The organism is Streptococcus mitis SK564 (assembly GCF_000148525.1).
In the GTDB taxonomy this organism is placed as follows: domain Bacteria; phylum Bacillota; class Bacilli; order Lactobacillales; family Streptococcaceae; genus Streptococcus; species Streptococcus mitis_H.
Genome location: NZ_AEDU01000025.1, coordinates 1 through 20180, shown reverse-complemented (window position 1 = coordinate 20180; position 20180 = coordinate 1). Strand labels below are relative to the sequence as shown.

Here is a 20180-nt window from a genome sequence, read left to right as displayed (position 1 = left end):
ACTCAGTTAGAAAGTGTGTAAATATGGAATTTTCAAAGAAAACACGTGAATTATCAATTCAAAAAATGCAGGAACGTACCTTGGACCTCTTGATTATCGGTGGAGGGATCACAGGGGCTGGTGTAGCTTTACAGGCAGCAGCTAGTGGTCTAGATACTGGTTTGATTGAAATGCAAGACTTTGCAGAAGGAACATCCAGCCGTTCAACAAAATTGGTCCACGGCGGTCTTCGTTACCTCAAACAATTCGACGTAGAAGTAGTATCAGATACGGTTTCTGAACGTGCTGTAGTTCAACAAATCGCTCCACACATTCCAAAACCAGACCCAATGCTCTTGCCAGTTTACGATGAAGATGGAGCTACTTTTAGCCTCTTCCGTCTTAAAGTAGCTATGGACTTGTATGACCTTTTGGCAGGAGTTAACAACACACCGGCTGCTAACAAGGTTTTGAGCAAGGAAGAAGTCTTGGAACGCCAGCCAAACTTGAAGAAAGAAGGTTTGATAGGAGGTGGGGTTTACCTTGACTTCCGTAACAACGATGCCCGTCTTGTGATTGAAAACATCAAACGTGCCAACCAAGACGGTGCCCTCATTGCCAACCACGTGAAGGCAGAAGGCTTCCTATTTGATGAAAGTGGTAAGATTACAGGTGTTGTAGCTCGTGATTTGTTGACAGACCAAGTTTTTGAAATCAAGGCCCGTCTGGTGATTAACACAACAGGTCCTTGGAGCGACAAGGTGCGCAATTTGTCTAATAAGGGAACACAATTCTCACAAATGCGTCCAACTAAGGGAGTTCACTTGGTAGTGGACTCAAGCAAGATCAAGGTTTCACAGCCAGTTTACTTTGACACAGGTTTGGGTGACGGTCGTATGGTCTTTGTTCTTCCACGTGAAAATAAGACCTACTTTGGTACAACAGATACAGACTACACAGGTGATTTGGAACATCCAAAAGTGACTCAGGAAGATGTAGATTATCTACTTGGCATTGTCAACAACCGCTTCCCAGATGCAAACATTACTGTTGCTGACATTGAAAGTAGCTGGGCAGGTCTTCGTCCATTGATCGCAGGCAATAGCGCTTCTGACTACAATGGAGGAAATAACGGAACTATCAGTGATGAAAGCTTTAACAACTTGATTGCGACTGTTGAATCTTATCTCTCTAAAGAAAAAACGCGTGAAGATGTTGAGTCTGCTGTCAGCAAGCTTGAAAGCAGTACCTCTGAGAAACATTTGGACCCATCTGCAGTTTCACGTGGTTCGAGCTTGGACCGTGATGACAATGGCCTTTTGACCCTTGCTGGTGGTAAAATCACAGACTACCGTAAGATGGCTGAAGGAGCTATGGAGCGCGTGGTTGACATCCTCAAAGCAGAATTTGACCGTAGTTTTAAACTCATCAACTCTAAGACTTACCCTGTTTCAGGTGGAGAATTGAACCCAGCAAATGTAGACTCAGAAATCGAAGCCTTTGCGCAACTTGGAGTGTCACGTGGATTGGATAGTAAGGAAGCCCACTATCTCGCAAATCTCTATGGTTCAAATGCACCGAAAGTCTTTGCCCTTGCTCACAGCTTGGAACAAGCGCCAGGACTCAGCTTGGCAGATACCTTGTCCCTTCACTATGCAATGCGCAATGAGTTGACTCTGAGCCCAGTTGATTTCCTTCTTCGTCGTACCAACCATATGCTCTTTATGCGTGATAGCTTGGATAGCATCGTTGAGCCAGTTTTGGATGAAATGGGACGATTCTATGATTGGTCAGAAGAAGAAAAAGCAGGCTACCGTGCGGATGTCGAAGCGGCTCTCGCTAACAACGATTTAGCAGAATTAAAAAATTAAGAAAAAATAAAAGAGGTGGAGGGCAGCATTCCTTGCCGCCCGCCCCTTCTTTTTAATGGAGATAGAAAGATGATGAATGAATTATTTGGAGAATTTTTGGGGACTTTAATCCTGATTCTTCTAGGAAATGGTGTTGTTGCAGGTGTGGTTCTTCCAAAAACCAAGAGCAACAGCTCAGGTTGGATTGTGATTACTATGGGTTGGGGGATTGCAGTTGCGGTTGCAGTATTTGTATCTGGAAAACTCAGTCCAGCTCATTTAAACCCAGCTGTGACCATCGGTGTGGCCTTAAAAGGTGGTTTGCCTTGGGCTTCCGTTTTCCCTTACATCCTAGCTCAGTTTGCAGGGGCTATGCTCGGTCAGATTTTGGTTTGGTTGCAATTCAAACCGCATTATGAGGCAGAAGAAAAAGCAGGCAATATCCTAGCCACCTTCAGTACTGGACCAGCCATCAAAGATACTGTATCAAACTTGATCAGTGAAATCCTTGGAACTTTTGTATTGGTATTAACAATCTTTGCTTTGGGTCTTTACGATTTTCAGGCAGGTATCGGAACCTTTGCAGTAGGGACTTTGATTGTCGGTATCGGTCTATCACTAGGTGGGACAACAGGTTATGCCTTGAACCCAGCTCGTGACCTTGGACCTCGTATCATGCACAGCATTTTACCAATTCCAAACAAGGGAGACGGAGACTGGTCTTATGCCTGGATTCCTGTTGTGGGACCTGTTATTGGTGCAGCCTTGGCCGTGCTTGTATTCTCGCTTTTCTAATCTAGATTTGATAAGAGCTTAGGTAAAAGCTCAATTTCAGGAAACAATGAAGTAAATCTTTTCACAATAAAACGCATAGTATCAAGTTTTTCAACACCTGATATTATGCGTTTTTCTGATTTTTAAGACTTTTTCTCCAATCACTTTTTTCGATTGAAGATATAAGTATTTTAGTAACTAATTTCTTAGTACTAGCCAACAACGATAATAATAATTCCTTCAAAAAGTAGGAAGAATAAAGACAATAGTTTTTGCTTTTTCATGTGAAATACCTCACTTTTATTTTCTTCTATTTTATGCTAAAATATTAAAAATCAAAAACTGTTCCCATATATGCTTGTTGGAGAGATATTATGAAAAAATTTGGAGAAATTTTTAAAAAGTTTCGAGAATCTAGAGGGTTTCGCTTAAAAGATGTCGAAAAAGCTGGTATATCAACATCACAGCTCTCACGTTTTGAAAAGGGAGAGACTGATTTAACCATTTCAAAATTTATGGCTATTTTGGATGAAATTAACATGCCTATTGATGAATTTATGTATGCTGTTCATGATTTTCATCGTGATGAACTGAACGAACTCTTATCAAAGGTTAGGCATTTTGTATCAAATCATGATGTTGATGGGTTGAAAAAACTACTTTATTTTCAGATAGAGTCAGATTCTAAACAAGAGAAATTTCATAAGCTTAACATTATTTTATTAAAAATTCGTCTACAAGATTTATCGGGAGAAGCTTACTATTCTAGTGATGATTTATCTTATTTAACTGACTATCTTTTTAGTGTTGAATATTGGGGATACTATGAATTATTGATTTTTTCAAATACTTTAGATGTCCTAAAACACGATGTCTTCATGGTTTTGGCTAGAGAGATGTCTAGACGTTCTGATTTTTATAAAGAAATTCCTAATAATAGACGATTGATTTCATCTATGCTATTAAACGGATATATTACATGTATTGAAAGAGGAAAATTTCTTGATGCTTTGTATTTTGAAAAGCAACTGAATCAATGCTTTTTCACCGAGACAGAAGTATATGAACGTTTAGTCTTTAAGTATGCACAAAACCTTTATCAATATAAAGAGGATGGAAATGTGAAAGCAATTATTGAAATGCGGAAGTGTATTGGAGCAATGAAATTAGCGGGAAGTAACCACTTAGCAAAGATTTATGAAAGACATTTAGAAAAAATTTTAGCTAGTAGTTAGAAAATGCAAATATGGGAATATTTTATTGTAAGTGTTGAAAAGGAATATAATTACAGTATCATATTCGAAAGGAGTACCAAATATGTCTAAAGAGCTTGAAAAAGTCCTTGAGTCTAGTTCAATAGCAAAAGGTGACGGCTGGAAGTGATAAAGTAATTTATCCCATAAGTTAAGCAGAGGCTATATTTTCCTCTGCTTTTTTAGAAAGGTATTCAATATGATGACAATTTCAGAAGATTTTTTATTTAGACTAGAAAAGTTTGGTGGAATTTTGATAAATAAAGTAACTTTTGACCGAATTGAGTTAGATGAGAGTGAAGCTTATTTTCTTTATTTAGTTCAAAATCATGGTTTTGAAATTGCTACTTCCTTTTTTAAGAAAGAAATAAAAGCAGGGAAACTAGAGCGAGTACTATTATTAAATATCTATTCTGATAATAATATTGAGGAATCATCGAAAAATCCTGACGAGACTTTTCAAAATGCGAGAAAGCATGTAGCAAAATTAAAAAAATATAACATATTGAGTTTTCCGCTTGAACTAGTAATATACCCCAGTATGTACTGTGATTTAAAATGCGGTTTTTGTTTTTTAGCAAATCGTGAAGATAGAAATGCCAAACCTGCTAAAGATTGGGAAAGAATTTTGCGCCAAGCAAAGGATAATGGAGTGTTAAGTGTTTCAATTTTAGGAGGGGAACCGACTAGATATTTTGATATTGATAATTTGTTGATAGCTTGTGAAAAACTGAAGATAAAGACTACTATGACAACTAATGCCCAATTAATAAAGAAAAGTACAGTGGAAATTCTAGTTAAATCTAAATATATTACACCGGTTTTATCTTTGCAGACTTTAGATCCTAAATTAAATTTTGAATTAATGGGGGTGAGACCTGATAGACAAATTAAATTAGCGAAGTACTTTAAAGAGGTTGGAAAAAAATGTAGAATTAATGCAGTGTATACAAGGCAAAGCTATGAGCAGATTATAGAATTGGTTGATTTTTGTATAGAGAATAAAATAGATAGGTTCTCAGTAGCTAATTATTCTGAGGTAACAGGATATACGAAAATAAAGAAAAAATACGATTTAACTGATTTGAGAAGGTTGAATGAGTATGTTACAGATTATATAACTCAACGGGAAGCTAATCTAAATTTTGCTACTGAGGGATGTCATCTTTTCACCGCTTATCCGGAGTTGATAAATAATTCAATTGAATTTTCAGAGTTTGACGAAATGTATTATGGATGTCGTGCAAAATATACTAAGATGGAAATAATGTCTAATGGGGATATCTTGCCTTGCATTGCTTTTTTAGGAGTTGATCAAACTAAGCAGAATGCCTTTGAAAAAGATTTGTTAGATGTTTGGTATGATGATTCGTTGTATGGAGGGATTCGTTCTTTTAGAACGAAGAATTCTAAGTGTTTATCTTGTGGATTGTTAAAAATTTGCGAGGGTGGCTGCTATGTTAACTTGATTAAGGAGAAGAGTCCAGAATATTTTAGAGACTCAGTTTGTAACTTATGAGTAAGAAGATTTTTAATTTGTACGGAATGAATATGTTTCTATCTGGATTACCATACTACTTTGTAGAAATTTTACTATTAAAGCACTTAGGTTTTTCGTTCACAGAAATAGCTACTTTATCAGTTATTACTGAGCTATGTGGTTCAGTTTTTGATATTCCTTTAAGTTATATTTCAAGTAAGATTGGTTACAAGAAAATTTTGGCTACTTCAAATTTATTATTAATTTTAGCATTATGGGGCCTATTGTTTGGAAAATCAAACATAATATATATTTCAGCGATATTTTTTGGATTGTCAGAATCATTATCTTCAGGAGTTCTTAATTCTTATAATTTTGAAATAATTGATGACGAAGTTGTATATAAATCATTTTTGAAAAATCTCAACACATTAAAATATATTTTTATTGCTATTGTTACAATTATATCTCCCCCTTTATTGCATATGAATTATATTTATCCTGTTGTTATATCTATTATATTTGTAATTTTCAGTCTATTATATTTAATAGGATTACCTGAAATTAAAAAGGAACAAAATAATAATCAAAAATTTTTTAGCCTCGATAATATTAAAAATATTCCATGGTTATTAATAATATTAGGAGTAGCATTCTCAACTCTAATTATGATTAGCAATTCTTATGCAGGGATATTCTTAAATGAACAGGGATTTTCACTAGATACGCTGGGAATTGTACTATTTATATTTAATATATCTATGGCTTTGGGGAGTTATCTAAAAATTAAGTTTGAAGTAAGCTTGATGTTACCAATATTAGCTATACTCATGTTTTTTCAAACTAATCTAATCATCCAAATTATAATCCTTTTATTAATGCGTGTTCTTAATTCCAACTACAATAATCATTTTTATTATAAATTTAATATGTCAATAGAAAAAAATAGAGCAGTATCATGGTCAGTATATAATTTGTTTATTTCGATTAGTTTTATGTTAGCTGATTTTCTAGCTGGTATTTTTGCTGATAACTTTAGTATTAGGAGCAATTATTTAATATTTGGTATAGTAGCTCTTTGTTGCTTAGTATCTTATTCATTTTCTAACAGAGATAAAAGAACTTAAAAGTTATATGTCTAATTCATTTATCAAGTTGTTAGTCTCTCAATTGTTTGCAAATTTAGCAGATATTTTCTTTAGAGTAACAATCATTGCTAACATATACATTATTTCAAAATCAGTAATTGCCACATCACTAGTTCCTATTTTAATAGGAATATCCTCTTTTGTTGCAAGTCTTTTAGTTCCTTTAGTTACTAAAAGGTTAGCGCTAAATAGGGTTTTATCTTTATCTCAATTTGGAAAGACTATATTATTAACGATACTGGTAGGAATGTTTACCGTAATGCAATCAGTAGCGCCTTTGGTGATCTATCTATTTGTTGTTGTAATTTCCATATTAGATGGTTTTGCAGCACCCGTTTCCTATGCTATTGTGCCACGCTATGCGACCGATTTGGGCAAGGCTAACTCAGCCTTATCAATGAGTGGTGAAGCTGTTCAATTAGTGGGTTGGGGATTAGGTGGACTCTTGTTTACAACAATTGGTCTCTTACCTACCACGTTTATCATTTTAATCTTGTATATCATTTCTAGCTTTCTGATGTTATTGCTTCCTAAGGCTGAAGTGGAGGTTTTAGAGTCAGAAACTAATCTTGAAATTTTGCTCAAAGGTTGGAAGTTAGTTGCTAGAGATCCTAGATTAAGACTTTTTGTATCAGCAAATTTATTGGAAATTTTCTCAAATACGATTTGGGTTTCGTCTATCATACTTGTCTTTGTAACTGAGTTATTAAATGAAACGGAAAGTTACTGGGGATATTCTAATACAGCATACTCTATCGGGATTATAATTAGTGGCTTAATTGCTTTTAGGCTATCTGAAAAGTTTCTTGCTGCTAAATGGGAAAGTATTCTTTTTTCTCTTGTAGGCATGGTAATAGTGACACTGACTATTCTATATTTTCCAAACGCACAGATGTTTTTATTATTTTCAGCTTTAGTTGGTATGTTATCGCAACTAAAAGAAGTTCCTGAAAGTGTATTTCTTCAGGAAACAGTAGAGGAAAATAACTTGGTTAATGTCTATTCCGTTCTGGAAGTGATTTCAACACTATCATTTTCAGTATTTGTTTTGCTAATGAGCTATACTACTGAGAGTTTTGGTATTAGCATCAGTTTTTGGCTATCGGCTATTTGTCTGATGATAGAAACTATTTTAATTTATATCAGACGAGATTATTTTAAATGAGAGACTGGTTAAAAAGTCTTTAAAAATCAGAAAAGCGCATAGTATCGGGTGTTAAAAAACTTGATATTGTGCGTTTTATTATGGGGATATTTACTTCATTTTCTACTGAAATGGAGTTTTGAACCAGGATCACTCTATTTGAAATATACATAGAAAAACTGCATAATCTTTAAAATTAGCTTAAATGCAGTGAAAATGTACGGCAAACAATTGAAAAATTACCCTATAAAATGGTACAATGGTAGAAAAATAAGCTAGTAAGAATCACTCTTATTTTAGCGAAAAATTACAGAAATGAATGGTTTTTCTTGATGAAACAGAGAAAAGAATTGTACCTCTTTCTTGGTCGGACAGCCTTGTATTTTCTTATCTTTCTAGGGCTGCTTTACTTCTTTAGCTATCTTGGACAGGGTCAAGGAAGCTTTATCTATAATGAATTTTAACTTGAAGGAGAATCCCTATTGTGTCAAATAAACCAATAGCAGATATGATTGAAACCATTGAGCATTTTGCTCAGACACAGCCTAGCTATCCTGTCTATAATGTTTTAGGGCAGGAACACGCTTATGGCGATTTAAAGGCTGATTCGGATAGTTTAGCTGCAACTATCGACCAACTAGGCTTGCCAGAGAAGTCTCCTGTGGTCGTTTTTGGTGGCCAAGAATATGAAATGTTGGCAACTTTTGTAGCGCTGACTAAGTCAGGTCATGCCTACATTCCCATTGATAGCCATTCGGCCTTGGAGCGAGTTTCGGCTATTTTAGAAGTAGCGGAGCCAAGTTTGATTATTGCCATTTCAGACTTTCCTTTGGAGCAGGTTTCTACACCGATGATGACTCTAGCTCAGGTTCAAGAAGCCTTTGCTCAAGGGACTAGCTATGAGATCACGCATCCAGTCAAGGGCGATGATAATTACTACATTATCTTTACTTCTGGTACGACTGGTAAGCCAAAGGGAGTGCAGATTTCCCATGATAACCTCCTCAGCTTTACCAACTGGATGATTACGGATAAGGAATTTGCGACGCCAAGTCGTCCGCAAATGCTGGCTCAACCACCTTATTCATTTGACCTGTCTGTCATGTACTGGGCACCGACCTTGGCACTTGGTGGGACGCTTTTTGCTCTTCCATCTGCCATTACTCAGGACTTTAAGCAACTCTTTGCGACTATCTTTTCATTGCCAATCGCTATCTGGACATCAACCCCTTCTTTTGCAGATATGGCCATGTTGTCTGAAGCCTTCAACAGTGAGAAAATGCCTGGAATCACGCATTTCTACTTTGATGGCGAAGAATTGACGGTTAAAACGGCTCAAAAACTGCGCGAGCGTTTCCCAAATGCCCGTATTATCAATGCCTACGGCCCAACAGAAGCGACAGTGGCTCTGTCAGCAGTTGCCGTGACAGATGAGATGCTAGCGACTCTCAAACGCCTACCAATCGGCTATACCAAGGCTGACTCTCCAACCTTTATCATTGACGAGGAAGGCAATAAATTGCCAAATGGTGAACAGGGAGAAATCATTGTGTCAGGGCCAGCTGTTTCAAAAGGCTATATGAACAATCCTGAAAAAACAGCAGAAGCCTTCTTTGAGTTTGAAGGTCTGCCAGCCTATCACACAGGCGATGTGGGAACCATGACAGATGAAGGCTTGCTTCTCTACGGCGGACGCATGGACTTCCAGATTAAGTTCAACGGTTACCGCATTGAGTTAGAAGATGTCTCTCAAAATCTTAATAAGTCTCGCTATATCGAGTCTGCTGTCGCAGTACCGCGTTATAACAAGGACCACAAGGTACAAAATCTACTGGCCTATGTCATCTTAAAAGACGGTGTTCGTGAGCAGTTTGAGCGTGATATCGATATTACTAAGGCCATCAAGGAAGATTTGACAGACATCATGATGTCCTACATGATGCCGTCTAAATTCCTTTATCGAGACAGTTTGCCACTGACTCCAAATGGAAAGATTGACATCAAAGGATTGATTAACGAGGTGAATAAGAGATGATGGAGTTTTTTCAACAGCTTCCTCATTTAGAGCCATATGGCAATCCTCAGTATTTTGTTTATGTGATTGCTGCAACCTTGCCCATCTTTATCGGTCTTTTTTTCAAGAAACGCTTTGCCTGGTATGAAGTACTGGTTAGTCTCTTCTTTATCGTCACCATGTTGGTAGGTGGGAAGACCAATCAATTGGTTGCCTTAGGTATTTACCTTTGCTGGGAGATATTGCTCCTGCTCTTCTACAAGCACTATCGAAAAAGCAAGGATGGCAAGTGGGTCTTCTACCTAGTTAGTTTTCTGTCCCTCCTTCCGATTATCTTTGTCAAGGTGCAACCAGCTATCAATGGAACGCAGTCTTTGCTTGGATTTTTGGGAATTTCTTACCTGACCTTTCGTTCGGTTGGGATTATCATCGAGCTGAGAGATGGAGTGATTAAGGATTTTACCCTCTGGGAATTCCTCCGTTTCCTTCTCTTCATGCCAACTTTCTCGAGTGGTCCAATCGATCGCTTTAAGCGATTTAATGAAAATTATCAGACCATTCCTGAGCGGGATGAGTTGATGGATATGCTGGATGAATCTGTTCGCTATATCATGTGGGGCTTTTTGTATAAGTTTATCCTGGCTCATGTTTTAGGAGAAACCTTACTCCCTCCTCTGAAGAATCTAGCCCTGCAGTCAGGTGGCTTCTTTAACATCTATGCTTTAGCGGTTATGTATACCTTTGGTCTGGAGCTCTTCTTTGACTTTGCAGGTTACTCTATGTTTGCATTAGCCATCTCAAATTTAATGGGAATCCGTAGTCCCATCAACTTTAACAAGCCCTTTTTATCAAGGGATTTAAAAGAGTTTTGGAATCGTTGGCATATGAGTCTGTCTTTCTGGTTCCGTGACTTTGTCTTTATGCGAATGGTCATGGTATTGACCAGAAAGAAGGTCTTTAAAAATCGTAATGTAACTTCAAGTGTGGCCTACATTGTAAATATGCTGATTATGGGATTTTGGCATGGAGTGACCTGGTACTATATCGCCTATGGCCTCTTTCATGGACTGGGCTTGGTCATCAATGACGCTTGGATTCGCAAGAAAAAAACGCTCAATAAGGAACGGAAAAAAGCAGGGAAAGCTGCTCTACCTGAGAATCGCTGGATTCAGTTGCTTGGCATGGTTGTCACCTTCCATGTTGTCATGCTGTCATTCTTAATCTTTTCTGGATTCTTGAATGATTTATGGTTTAAAAAATAAAAGGAAATAAAATATGGATATCAAATCAGAAGTTATCGAAATTATTGATGAGTTGTTTATGGAAGATGTTTCTGACATGATGGATGAAGATCTTTTTGACGCAGGTGTCTTGGATAGTATGGGAACGGTTGAGTTGATTGTGGAGATTGAGAACCGTTTTGACATTCGTGTCCCTGTGACAGAGTTTGGTCGCGACGACTGGAATACAGCTAATAAAATCATAGCTGGTATTGTGGAGCTACAAAATGCTTAAACGCTTATGGATGATCTTCGGACCGGTCTTGATAGCTGGTTTGTTGGTTTTTCTGCTCATTTTCTTTTATCCTACTAGTAAAAGTTATAATTTATCAGAAGAAAAACGATATGCAGCAGCGATTAGTACACAAAGTTTTAGAGAAAGATTTCAGAAAGTGAGAGCTCTTTCGGACCCAAGTCTACGATTCATTCCCTTTTTTGGTTCTAGTGAGTGGATTCGATTTGATAGTATGCATCCAGCTGTTTTAGCGGAGAAGTACAATCGTTCGTATAGACCCTATTTTTTAGGACAAGCAGGAGCAGCTTCTTTGAATCAGTACTTTGGTATGCAGCAAATATTGCCAGAGCTAGAAAATAAACAAGCTGTTTTTGTTATTTCTCCTCAGTGGTTTACAGAAACGGAGTATGAACCTGCAGTTTTTCGTAGGTATTTTAACACGGATCAATTGGGTGCTTTTTTGGAAAATCAGTCTGGAGATGTGTCAAGTCGTTACGCCGCTACGCGTTTAATGAAAAAGTATCCTAATGTAGTATTGGGAGATATAGTCAAAAAAATAACCGAGGGTGAGCAACTTTCAGAAATAGATAAGACACTCATAGATACATTGGCACGATTCAACCAAAAACAATCATTTCTATTTGGACAATTGTCAGTGAATGATGGAGAAAAATATAGAGATCGCGTGGAGAAGTATTTAAAAGACCTGCCAGATAAATTTTCCTACGACGAATTGAGAGAAATCGCTGTAAAAGATGCTGAAGCAAATACCACGAATAATGATATGGGAATGGAAAATCGTTTCTATGATACGCAAGTAAAGAAAGATTTAAACAAGTGGAAGGATTATCAGAAAAATTATAATTTTCTAAAATCATCCGAATATAATGACTTGCAATTAGTCTTGAATCAATTTGCGAATTCAAAAGTGAATGTATTGTTTGTGATTCAACCTGTTAATAAAAAATGGATGGATTATACAGGATTAAATCAAGATATGTATCAACATGCAGTTGAAAAAATTCGTTACCAGTTAGAAAGCCAAGGTTTTACCAATATAGCAGATTTTTCAAAAAATGGTGCTGAACCTTATTTTGTAAAAGATACAATTCATATTGGTTGGTTGGGGTGGTTGGCTTTTGACAAGGCAGTTGATCCTTTCCTATCCAATCCCACACCAGCTCCGACTTACCATCTGAATGAGCGCTTTTTCAGCAAAGATTGGGCGACATACGATGGAGATATCAAGGACTTTCAATAGATCATAATATAGAAGAGTTCAAGAATGAAACTAGTTTTCACGTTTTTTCTTGACTCTTTTTTTGCTTGTGATATAATTAACTGGTAAATAAAATGTCAAAGAATAGTATTTTTCTCTTAAAAAAGAGAAGTCTAAAAGGAAAGGAGTCAAATATGAGACAGCTAGCGAAGGATATCGATGGCTTTTTGAATGAGGTGATTTTGCAGGCGGAAAATCAACATGAAATCCTAATAGGTCATTGTACTAGCGAGGTAGCTCTGACCAATACCCAGGAGCATATCCTCATGCTTTTGTCAGAGGAATCTTTAACAAATTCAGAGTTGGCTCGTCGTCTCAATGTCAGTCAGGCGGCAGTTACCAAGGCCATTAAGTCTTTGGTCAAGGAAGGGATGTTGGAAACGTCTAAAGATCCTAAGGATGCGCGTGTGATTTTTTATCAGTTGACTGACTTGGCTCGTCCAATTGCTGAGGAGCACCACCATCACCATGAGCATACGCTTTTAACCTATGAACAAGTGGCGACTCAGTTTACTCCAAATGAACAAAAAGTGATCCAGCGGTTTTTGACTGCTTTAGTAGGAGAAATCAAATAATGAGATATATTACGGTAGAGGATTTGTCCTTCTATTATGATAAGGAACCTGTTCTTGAACATATCAATTATAGTGTTGATAGTGGGGAATTTGTTACCTTGACAGGGGAGAATGGGGCAGCTAAAACGACACTCATCAAGGCTAGTCTTGGAATCCTCCAACCACGCATTGGCAAGGTGACTATTTCAAAGACAAATACGCAGGGTAAGAAATTGAGAATAGCCTATCTTCCTCAACAGATTGCCAGTTTTAATGCGGGTTTTCCAAGTACGGTTTATGAGTTTGTCAAGTCGGGTCGCTATCCGCGAAAGGGTTGGTTCCGTCGCTTGAATGCTCATGATGAGGAGCATATCAAGGCTAGTCTGGACTCAGTTGGTATGTGGGAACACCTAGACAAACGCTTGGGGTCTCTATCTGGGGGGCAAAAGCAGCGAGCGGTGATTGCGCGTATGTTTGCTTCTGACCCAGATGTGTTTATCCTAGATGAACCGACAACGGGGATGGATGCAGGAAGTAAAAATGAATTTTACGAACTCATGCACCATAGCGCCCATCATCATGGCAAGGCTGTTTTGATGATTACCCATGACCCTGAAGAAGTTAAGGACTATGCGGACCGCAATATTCATCTAGTCCGTAACCAAGACTCGCCATGGCGTTGTTTCAACGTTCATGAGAATGATCAGGAGGTGGGCCATGCTTAGTTTGTTATCTTATGACTTTATGCAGCGTGCCTTTCTGGCGGTTATTGCTATGAGTCTTTTCTCGCCAGTATTGGGAACCTTCCTTATCTTGCGCCGTCAGAGTTTGATGAGTGATACCCTCAGCCACGTCTCGCTTTCGGGTGTAGCTTTTGGTCTGGTACTAGGGATTTCTCCGACTATTTCAACTATTGCTATTGTCTTGATTGCGGCGGTCTTTCTGGAGTATCTCCGTACGGTTTACAAGAGCTTTATGGAAATCGGGACAGCTATCCTCATGTCAACAGGACTGGCTGTTTCTCTGATTGTCATGAGCAAGGGTAAAAGCTCTAGCTCAATGAGTTTGGACCAGTATCTTTTTGGTTCGATTGTGACTATTAGTGAGGAGCAGGTCATTTCCCTCTTTGTCATTGCGGCGGTTGTTTTGATTTTGACCTTCCTCTTCCTTCGTCCTATGTATATCTTGACCTTTGATGAGGATACGGCCTTTGTGGATGGCTTGCCAGTTCGTACCATGTCCATTCTTTTTAACATGGTGACGGGGGTGGCCATTGCCCTTATGATTCCTGCTGCGGGAGCTCTTCTGGTATCGACCATTATGGTCTTGCCAGCTAGTATTGCCCTGCGTCTGGGGAAAAACTTTAAATCGGTTATGCTGCTAGCCAGTGCTATTGGATTTTTGGGAATGGTGGCAGGACTCTACATTTCCTACTATGCAGAAACACCTGCAAGCGCAAGTATTACTATTATTTTTGTAACTGTCTTCTTACTGATTAGTTTAGTAAGACGTTTTATCAAATAGGAGACTAATGTGAAAAAAATTAGCTTATTGCTAGCCAGTCTATGTGCCTTGTTTTTAGTGGCTTGTTCCAATCAAAAGCAGGCAGATGGCAAACTAAATATTGTGACAACCTTTTACCCTGTCTATGAATTTACTAAGCAAGTCGCAGGAGATACTGCTAATGTAGAACTCCTCATCGGTGCTGGGACAGAACCCCATGAATATGAACCGTCTGCCAAGGCAGTTGCCAAAATCCAAGATGCAGATACCTTCGTTTATGAAAATGAAAACATGGAAACATGGGTTCCTAAATTGCTAGATACCTTGGATAAGAAAAAAGTCAAAACCATCAAGGCGACAGGTGATATGTTGCTCTTGCCAGGTGGTGAGGAAGAAGAGGGAGACCATGACCATGGAGAAGAAGGCCATCACCATGAGTACGATCCCCATGTTTGGTTATCACCAGTTCGTGCCATTAAACTTGTAGAGCACATCCGTGATAGCTTGTCAGCAGATTATCCTGATAAAAAAGAGACCTTTGAAAAGAACGCATCTGCCTATATCGAAAAATTACAAGCCTTGGATAAGGCTTATGCAGAAGGCTTGTCTCAAGCCAAACAAAAGAGCTTTGTAACGCAACACGCAGCCTTTAACTATCTCGCTTTAGACTATGGGCTCAAACAAGTCGCTATCTCAGGACTTTCTCCAGATGCAGAGCCATCAGCTGCACGTCTGGCAGAATTGACAGAGTACGTCAAGAAAAATAAAATTGCTTATATCTACTTTGAGGAAAATGCTTCACAAGCCCTTGCTAATACACTTTCAAAAGAGGCAGGTGTCAAAACAGATGTCCTTAATCCTTTAGAAAGTCTGACAGAAGAGGACACCAAGGCTGGAGAAAATTACATCTCTATCATGGAGAAAAACCTCAAGGCTTTGAAACAAACAACAGACCAAGAAGGTCCAGCTATCGAACCTGAAAAGGCAGAGGATACTAAGACAGTTCAAAATGGTTACTTTGAGGATGCAGCTGTCAAGGACCGCACCTTGAGTGACTATGCAGGTAACTGGCAATCAGTTTATCCTTTCCTTGAAGATGGCACGTTTGATCAAGTCTTTGACTACAAGGCTAAGTTGACTGGTAAGATGACTCAGGCTGAGTACAAGGCTTACTATACAAAAGGCTATCAGACAGATGTCACTAAGATCAACATTACTGATAATACTATGGAATTTGTTCAAGGTGGACAAAGTAAGAAATACACTTATAAGTATGTTGGAAAGAAAATCTTGACTTATAAGAAAGGAAATCGTGGCGTGCGCTTCCTCTTTGAAGCCACAGATGCGGACGCTGGACAGTTCAAGTATGTTCAGTTTAGTGACCACAATATCGCCCCAGTTAAGGCAGAACATTTCCATATCTTCTTTGGAGGTACAAGCCAAGAAGCCCTCTTTGAAGAAATGGATAACTGGCCAACCTACTACCCAGATAACCTATCTGGACAAGAAATCGCCCAAGAAATGTTGGCGCATTGATGAGAAACTGACTAGTTCATAAGAGCTAGTCGGTTTTTGGGTACTAGATAGCTAACTCTATTAGAGACCTTTCAGATACCTAAGGAACTTTAAACAATGAATAAAACTCTTGAAATATCTGGACCTGTATGTTAGAATAATTTTATCGGGCAAGGTTCATTAGAACACCAAATCCCTTAACTATGGCCGTAGTTAAGGGATTTTTTGACGTATCTTAGCGATTTAACGGGTGTTGATAGGCTAGTCATTCGGTCTACTTCTTACCATCTAGCCATTTGCAAACGAAATACAAGATGATTCCTGCTATGACGTCCGCTACAATAGTAAGAACGAGCTCTGGGGCAAAGTTCATTAGTTTCACCTCCTCTCACGAACCGTAAGGAACGTAATCGGTAACCGATGACCAAAATAGTATACCACAATAAATTTAGATCATCAACCTTGCTTAATGCTTGAAATATAGGGGATAGGCAAAAAGTCTTTAAAATCAAAAAACGTATAGTATCAGATGTATAAAAGCTTGATGTTGTATCAATTATAAAAGTGGATAGGAAAGTTTTCTGATTATCAGAATTCCTTCCTGTCCACTTTTTGAAGATTGTAAGTTAGCCTTCGTTTATATAGAATCAGCTTATTTTTTTTATTTATCAAAACCTTGCAAAGCTTTTTGGCGTTCTTCTACTTGACCTTTAGCATCTAGTTTATTACCAGCGTATACAGCTGACTCCCATGATCCGTACATTGGATTTGGGAAGATGATGAATTTTTCACCGAATTCTTTTTGCAATTCTTCAAGTTGTTTATCACGGTCAGATTCAGAAGTCTTAGAAAAATCTGCAAAGTCTACGAGGTTATCACCAAATAATAAGATAAGATTTGTTTTTTCTTGAACTTTTTGGCGACGACCTTCTTTGGATTTTACACCACTTTCTAAGAACATGAGATGATCACGTCCTTGAACAGGAATTCCTTCACTTTCAAGATTTTTAATGGTAGCATCTACTTGATTAGCTGAGCGGTCAGAAATATAGTAGATTTGGACACCGTTTTGATCAGCAAATTGAAGAAAATCCTTGGCGCCTGGGACGGCTTTTGCTGCAGCTTTTTGAACCCAAACATCCCAATTTTCGGGTGTAAATGCTGTACCGTCTTTGACATTTTGTACTTGATAAGGGCTATTATCTAGGACAGTTTCATCCAAGTCTAAAACGATAGAGTAAGGTTTGTCTGATTCTGTTTTGAGTAATTCCTTTAGGTGATTTGTTGCAACGTTATAACCCTGTATGTATAAAGCTTTAGTTTCAGCTGATTTTTGATACCAAAGAGTTGACATAGTGTTTTCTCTTGACCGTAGTTGGTCATATGTCAATGTAATCTGATTATCAGATGAGCTATTATTGCTTGTCTGTGTTTCTGTAGACTTTGTTGCACAACTAGCCAATAAGACGACAGAAGCAAGTGCAGAAAGGATTGTAACAGTAGTTTTTGCTGTTTTCATGAAATATCTCCTATTTATTCATTTCAATAAATAGTATAGCACGAGAGAAAAGTTAAGGCAAGTTATTCCCTGACCATTGATGTAGATTCTATAGAAGTTAATGTAATGAAAAAAGCGATTACTAACTTGAAATGTAGTTTCACCTCTAATTATTGACATTTCAGGAAAAATCGCAGTAAAAATTGCACAGCCTTCTTTAAATGTGCTATAATACAGGAAAAAATAATGATGGAGGTCGTCGCGATGATAACAACATTTTTGATGATTTTTGTGGTGGTTTGTGTGCTCCTATTGCTGATAGTCACACTGAGTACAGTTTATGTGGTTCGTCAGCAGTCGGTGGCGATTATTGAACGCTTTGGGAAATACCAAAAGGTTGCCAATAGCGGTATTCATATTCGCTTGCCTTTTGGGATTGACTCGATTGCAGCGCGGATTCAGTTGCGCTTGCTGCAAAGCGATATTGTGGTTGAGACTAAGACCAAGGACAATGTGTTTGTTATGATGAATGTAGCGACTCAGTACCGTGTCAATGAGCAGAGCGTGACAGATGCCTACTATAAACTTATGCGTCCAGAATCTCAGATTAAATCTTATATTGAAGACGCCCTTCGCTCTTCTGTTCCAAAATTAACCTTGGATGAATTGTTTGAGAAAAAAGATGAGATTGCCCTTGAGGTTCAACATCAAGTAGCAGAAGAAATGACAACTTACGGCTACATTATCGTGAAAACCTTGATTACCAAGGTCGAACCTGATGCAGAAGTTAAGCAATCCATGAATGAAATCAATGCAGCGCAACGTAAACGGGTTGCAGCGCAAGAATTAGCGGAAGCCGACAAGATTAAAATTGTCACTGCAGCTGAAGCCGAAGCAGAAAAAGACCGCCTTCATGGTGTGGGAATTGCCCAACAACGTAAGGCGATTGTGGATGGATTGGCAGAGTCTATTACTGAACTCAAGGAAGCCAATGTTGGCATGACAGAAGAGCAAATCATGTCCATCCTCTTGACCAACCAGTATTTGGACACCTTGAATACCTTTGCTTCTAAAGGAAATCAAACTATCTTTTTACCAAATACGCCAAATGGTGTGGATGATATCCGTACACAAATCTTGTCAGCCCTCCGTGCTGAGAAGAAATAATAGAGCCACTAAAGAGCTTGGTAACAGGCTCTTTTTGTATTGCGTTTGTTAAGAAAAGAACATTGATATACATTTAAATAAAAATTATTGTATGTTGTTGAGGCTGGGCAAAAAGTCTTTAAAATTACAAACGCATAATATCAGGTGTTGGAAACCGTTATACTATGCGTTTTATTATGGGAAGATTTACTTCATTTTTTCCTGAAATTGAGTTTTTGCCCATTTTCATAACTAGAAAGATTTGTGAATACAAACTATTTCTGATATACTAAATATACAGTAATAATGAATGATAGGATATGAGATGAAAGAATTTCAATTTGAGAGAAAGCAGCGTTTTTCTTTGAGAAAATATACAATAGGAGCTTGTTCGGTCTTGCTAGGAACGAGTTTATTTTTTGCTGGTATGGGGGCTCAACCCGTACAGGCTGCAGAAACGACTTCAACACTAATTTCAAGTCATTATTTGGATGAGCAGGATTTACCTGAAAAGCTGAAATCTGAGTTGCAATGGTTTGAAGAAAATAAGATTGAGGTAAAAGAGGGAAAAGAATACTATTTTGTCTATCGAAAATTGACTACAAGATTACCAGAAACAGGTCTGTTTTCTAATGATGGGATGTTTATCTTGGGAGCAGGATTATTATTGCTTTCCTTCACTTTAATCAAGAGAAAAAAGGGAGCGTCTTACTTTCTTGTGACAGTCTTTGCTGTTGGTGGTTGGGGAGCATCCATCTCTGCTTTCGAAAATCTGGTAGAATTGCAACCAGCCCTTGTTAAGAGAGTAGAAGGTCAGTTTTTACCAAGTCCTGAAAGAGTCCAAGGATATGAATTTACGGGATATTATTTGGTAAGAGATAGTGGTAGCAAGGAACTTTCTGTTGATAAGGTAGAGTCGCCAGTATTATCTCAAAAGGAGGAAAGTTCAGAATCTCAGTCTAAGAAGATTGTACCACAGTTGGCATCTCATTTTAGCTCGACTGAAGACCTTGTGCAATCTCCTCAACCATCCTACGCAGTTGAGCATGTTTTAAATCCAACTCCTGAAAAAAGTATGAGTATTGAGTCTAAAAAAGTACCAGATGAAGGAATGAAAACTGTTATTGAAGACAAGCCAGAACTGGAAGTTAGGATAGGGGAGATAGAGTTTGAAACTCAATTTCAGTCTGACCCAACTCTGGCTAAGGGAGAAAAAAGAATTTCTATAGAAGGTGCCAAGGGACAAGAACGAATCTTAACAGAAGTAAGGATTATTGATGGTGTGGTTACGCGCAATGAAATAGGGAGAGAGGTGCTTCGTGAACCAGTTACTCAGGTGATTCTGGTTGGGACAAAAGATAAGGCATCTCAAGAAAATGGTATAAGCCTAGCCCCGGAAGTCCAACCACCTCTTCCGTCTTATGAGGGCGGTGTTTCCGGCGAATCCTTGGTGGAACCGTCCCTTCTATCTTATGAAGGCGGTGTTTCCGGTGAGTCCTTGGTAGAACCAGCGCTTCCCTCTTATGAA

The 20180-nt window shown here is 38.2% G+C and carries 19 protein-coding genes; 18 read left to right on the top strand and 1 reads right to left on the bottom strand.

Annotation, left to right across the window (positions count from 1 at the left end):
* Positions 1-23 precede the first annotated feature (23 nt).
* The 16 genes from glpO to adcA all read left to right on the top strand — a co-directional run bounded on the left by glpO (position 24) and on the right by adcA (position 16029).
* On the top strand, positions 24-1850 hold the full coding sequence (gene glpO / locus SMSK564_RS10650) for a type 1 glycerol-3-phosphate oxidase (RefSeq protein WP_000395964.1): 1827 nt from the start codon (positions 24-26) through the stop codon (positions 1848-1850).
* Positions 1851-1919: 69 nt separating this feature from the next.
* On the top strand, positions 1920-2624 hold the full coding sequence (locus SMSK564_RS10645) for an MIP/aquaporin family protein (protein WP_000980820.1): 705 nt from the start codon (positions 1920-1922) through the stop codon (positions 2622-2624).
* A gap of 353 nt (positions 2625-2977) precedes the next feature.
* Entirely contained in the window at positions 2978-3838 is an 861-nt protein-coding gene (locus SMSK564_RS10640) for a helix-turn-helix domain-containing protein (RefSeq protein ID WP_000713267.1), read from the top strand.
* Between the two features lie 82 nt (positions 3839-3920).
* A complete protein-coding gene (locus SMSK564_RS13900) occupies positions 3921-3986 on the top strand; it encodes a KxxxW-cyclized peptide pheromone (protein WP_261022939.1) in 66 nt (21 codons plus the stop codon).
* A 69-nt stretch (positions 3987-4055) separates the two neighbouring features.
* Positions 4056-5375: a KxxxW cyclic peptide radical SAM maturase gene (gene kwcM, locus SMSK564_RS10635; RefSeq protein ID WP_000988322.1), complete on the top strand. Its 1320-nt coding sequence runs from the start codon at positions 4056-4058 to the stop codon at positions 5373-5375.
* Positions 5372-6463, top strand: a complete 1092-nt coding sequence (locus SMSK564_RS10630; protein ID WP_000037625.1) for an MFS transporter — start codon at positions 5372-5374, stop codon at positions 6461-6463. The genes kwcM and SMSK564_RS10630 overlap by 4 nt, the downstream gene beginning before the upstream one ends.
* Before the next feature lie 7 nt (positions 6464-6470).
* Positions 6471-7649, top strand: a complete 1179-nt coding sequence (locus SMSK564_RS0102965; RefSeq protein WP_025170924.1) for a ryptide export MFS transporter — start codon at positions 6471-6473, stop codon at positions 7647-7649.
* Positions 7650-7960: 311 nt separating this feature from the next.
* A complete protein-coding gene (locus tag SMSK564_RS10625) occupies positions 7961-8092 on the top strand; it encodes a teichoic acid D-Ala incorporation-associated protein DltX (protein ID WP_000813667.1) in 132 nt (43 codons plus the stop codon).
* Between the two features lie 20 nt (positions 8093-8112).
* Positions 8113-9663 (top strand): D-alanine--poly(phosphoribitol) ligase subunit DltA, encoded by a 1551-nt coding sequence (dltA, locus tag SMSK564_RS10620; RefSeq protein ID WP_004237022.1) that lies wholly within the window; start codon positions 8113-8115, stop codon positions 9661-9663.
* Positions 9660-10904, top strand: coding sequence for a D-alanyl-lipoteichoic acid biosynthesis protein DltB (gene dltB / locus SMSK564_RS0102960; protein WP_000969759.1), 1245 nt, complete (start codon positions 9660-9662; stop codon positions 10902-10904). Before dltA ends, dltB begins: the two co-directional genes overlap by 4 nt.
* Positions 10905-10917: 13 nt before the next feature.
* Positions 10918-11157: a D-alanine--poly(phosphoribitol) ligase subunit DltC gene (gene dltC / locus SMSK564_RS10615; protein WP_000351967.1), complete on the top strand. Its 240-nt coding sequence runs from the start codon at positions 10918-10920 to the stop codon at positions 11155-11157.
* Complete coding sequence (gene dltD / locus SMSK564_RS10610) at positions 11150-12418, top strand: D-alanyl-lipoteichoic acid biosynthesis protein DltD (RefSeq protein ID WP_000919884.1); 1269 nt, start codon at positions 11150-11152, stop codon at positions 12416-12418. The genes dltC and dltD overlap by 8 nt, the downstream gene beginning before the upstream one ends.
* A gap of 152 nt (positions 12419-12570) precedes the next feature.
* The gene (gene adcR, locus SMSK564_RS10605; RefSeq protein ID WP_001249314.1) at positions 12571-13011 is read left to right on the top strand and encodes a zinc-dependent transcriptional regulator AdcR; all 441 of its coding nucleotides are present in this window, start codon (positions 12571-12573) and stop codon (positions 13009-13011) included.
* Positions 13011-13715: a metal ABC transporter ATP-binding protein gene (locus tag SMSK564_RS10600; RefSeq protein ID WP_001269494.1), complete on the top strand. Its 705-nt coding sequence runs from the start codon at positions 13011-13013 to the stop codon at positions 13713-13715. Before adcR ends, SMSK564_RS10600 begins: the two co-directional genes overlap by 1 nt.
* A complete protein-coding gene (locus tag SMSK564_RS10595) occupies positions 13708-14514 on the top strand; it encodes a metal ABC transporter permease (protein ID WP_000950030.1) in 807 nt (268 codons plus the stop codon). Before SMSK564_RS10600 ends, SMSK564_RS10595 begins: the two co-directional genes overlap by 8 nt.
* 9 nt (positions 14515-14523) lie before the next feature.
* Complete coding sequence (gene adcA, locus SMSK564_RS10590; protein WP_000724081.1) at positions 14524-16029, top strand: zinc ABC transporter substrate-binding lipoprotein AdcA; 1506 nt, start codon at positions 14524-14526, stop codon at positions 16027-16029.
* A 640-nt stretch (positions 16030-16669) separates the two neighbouring features.
* On the opposite strand, the gene SMSK564_RS10585 is transcribed toward adcA, so the two are convergent.
* A complete protein-coding gene (locus SMSK564_RS10585) occupies positions 16670-17527 on the bottom strand; it encodes a 5'-nucleotidase, lipoprotein e(P4) family (RefSeq protein WP_000844829.1) in 858 nt (285 codons plus the stop codon).
* 261 nt (positions 17528-17788) lie between these two features.
* Here SMSK564_RS10585 and SMSK564_RS10580 point away from each other — a divergent pair, with 261 nt between their 5' ends.
* Together SMSK564_RS10580 and SMSK564_RS13895 are read left to right on the top strand one after the other, a co-directional pair.
* Positions 17789-18673 (top strand): SPFH domain-containing protein, encoded by an 885-nt coding sequence (locus SMSK564_RS10580; protein ID WP_004237018.1) that lies wholly within the window; start codon positions 17789-17791, stop codon positions 18671-18673.
* Between the two features lie 304 nt (positions 18674-18977).
* On the top strand, positions 18978-20180 hold a 1203-nt coding region (locus tag SMSK564_RS13895; protein ID WP_000657766.1), incomplete at its 3' end, for a G5 domain-containing protein.

Bases quoted from the DNA above. Each gene is read 5' to 3' on its own strand.
- dltD (WP_000919884.1), top strand. From the start codon at position 11,150: ATGCTTAAACGCTTATGGATGATCTTCGGACCGGTCTTGATAGCTGGT.
- dltC (WP_000351967.1), top strand. From the start codon at position 10,918: ATGGATATCAAATCAGAAGTTATCGAAATTATTGATGAGTTGTTTATG.
- SMSK564_RS10640 (WP_000713267.1), top strand. From the start codon at position 2,978: ATGAAAAAATTTGGAGAAATTTTTAAAAAGTTTCGAGAATCTAGAGGG.
- SMSK564_RS0102965 (WP_025170924.1), top strand. From the start codon at position 6,471: ATGTCTAATTCATTTATCAAGTTGTTAGTCTCTCAATTGTTTGCAAAT.
- SMSK564_RS10595 (WP_000950030.1), top strand. From the start codon at position 13,708: ATGCTTAGTTTGTTATCTTATGACTTTATGCAGCGTGCCTTTCTGGCG.
- SMSK564_RS10645 (WP_000980820.1), top strand. From the start codon at position 1,920: ATGATGAATGAATTATTTGGAGAATTTTTGGGGACTTTAATCCTGATT.
- glpO (WP_000395964.1), top strand. From the start codon at position 24: ATGGAATTTTCAAAGAAAACACGTGAATTATCAATTCAAAAAATGCAG.
- SMSK564_RS10585 (WP_000844829.1), bottom strand. From the start codon at position 17,527: ATGAAAACAGCAAAAACTACTGTTACAATCCTTTCTGCACTTGCTTCT.
- SMSK564_RS10625 (WP_000813667.1), top strand. From the start codon at position 7,961: ATGAAACAGAGAAAAGAATTGTACCTCTTTCTTGGTCGGACAGCCTTG.
- kwcM (WP_000988322.1), top strand. From the start codon at position 4,056: ATGATGACAATTTCAGAAGATTTTTTATTTAGACTAGAAAAGTTTGGT.
- adcR (WP_001249314.1), top strand. From the start codon at position 12,571: ATGAGACAGCTAGCGAAGGATATCGATGGCTTTTTGAATGAGGTGATT.
- dltB (WP_000969759.1), top strand. From the start codon at position 9,660: ATGATGGAGTTTTTTCAACAGCTTCCTCATTTAGAGCCATATGGCAAT.
- SMSK564_RS10580 (WP_004237018.1), top strand. From the start codon at position 17,789: ATGATTTTTGTGGTGGTTTGTGTGCTCCTATTGCTGATAGTCACACTG.
- SMSK564_RS10630 (WP_000037625.1), top strand. From the start codon at position 5,372: ATGAGTAAGAAGATTTTTAATTTGTACGGAATGAATATGTTTCTATCT.
- SMSK564_RS10600 (WP_001269494.1), top strand. From the start codon at position 13,011: ATGAGATATATTACGGTAGAGGATTTGTCCTTCTATTATGATAAGGAA.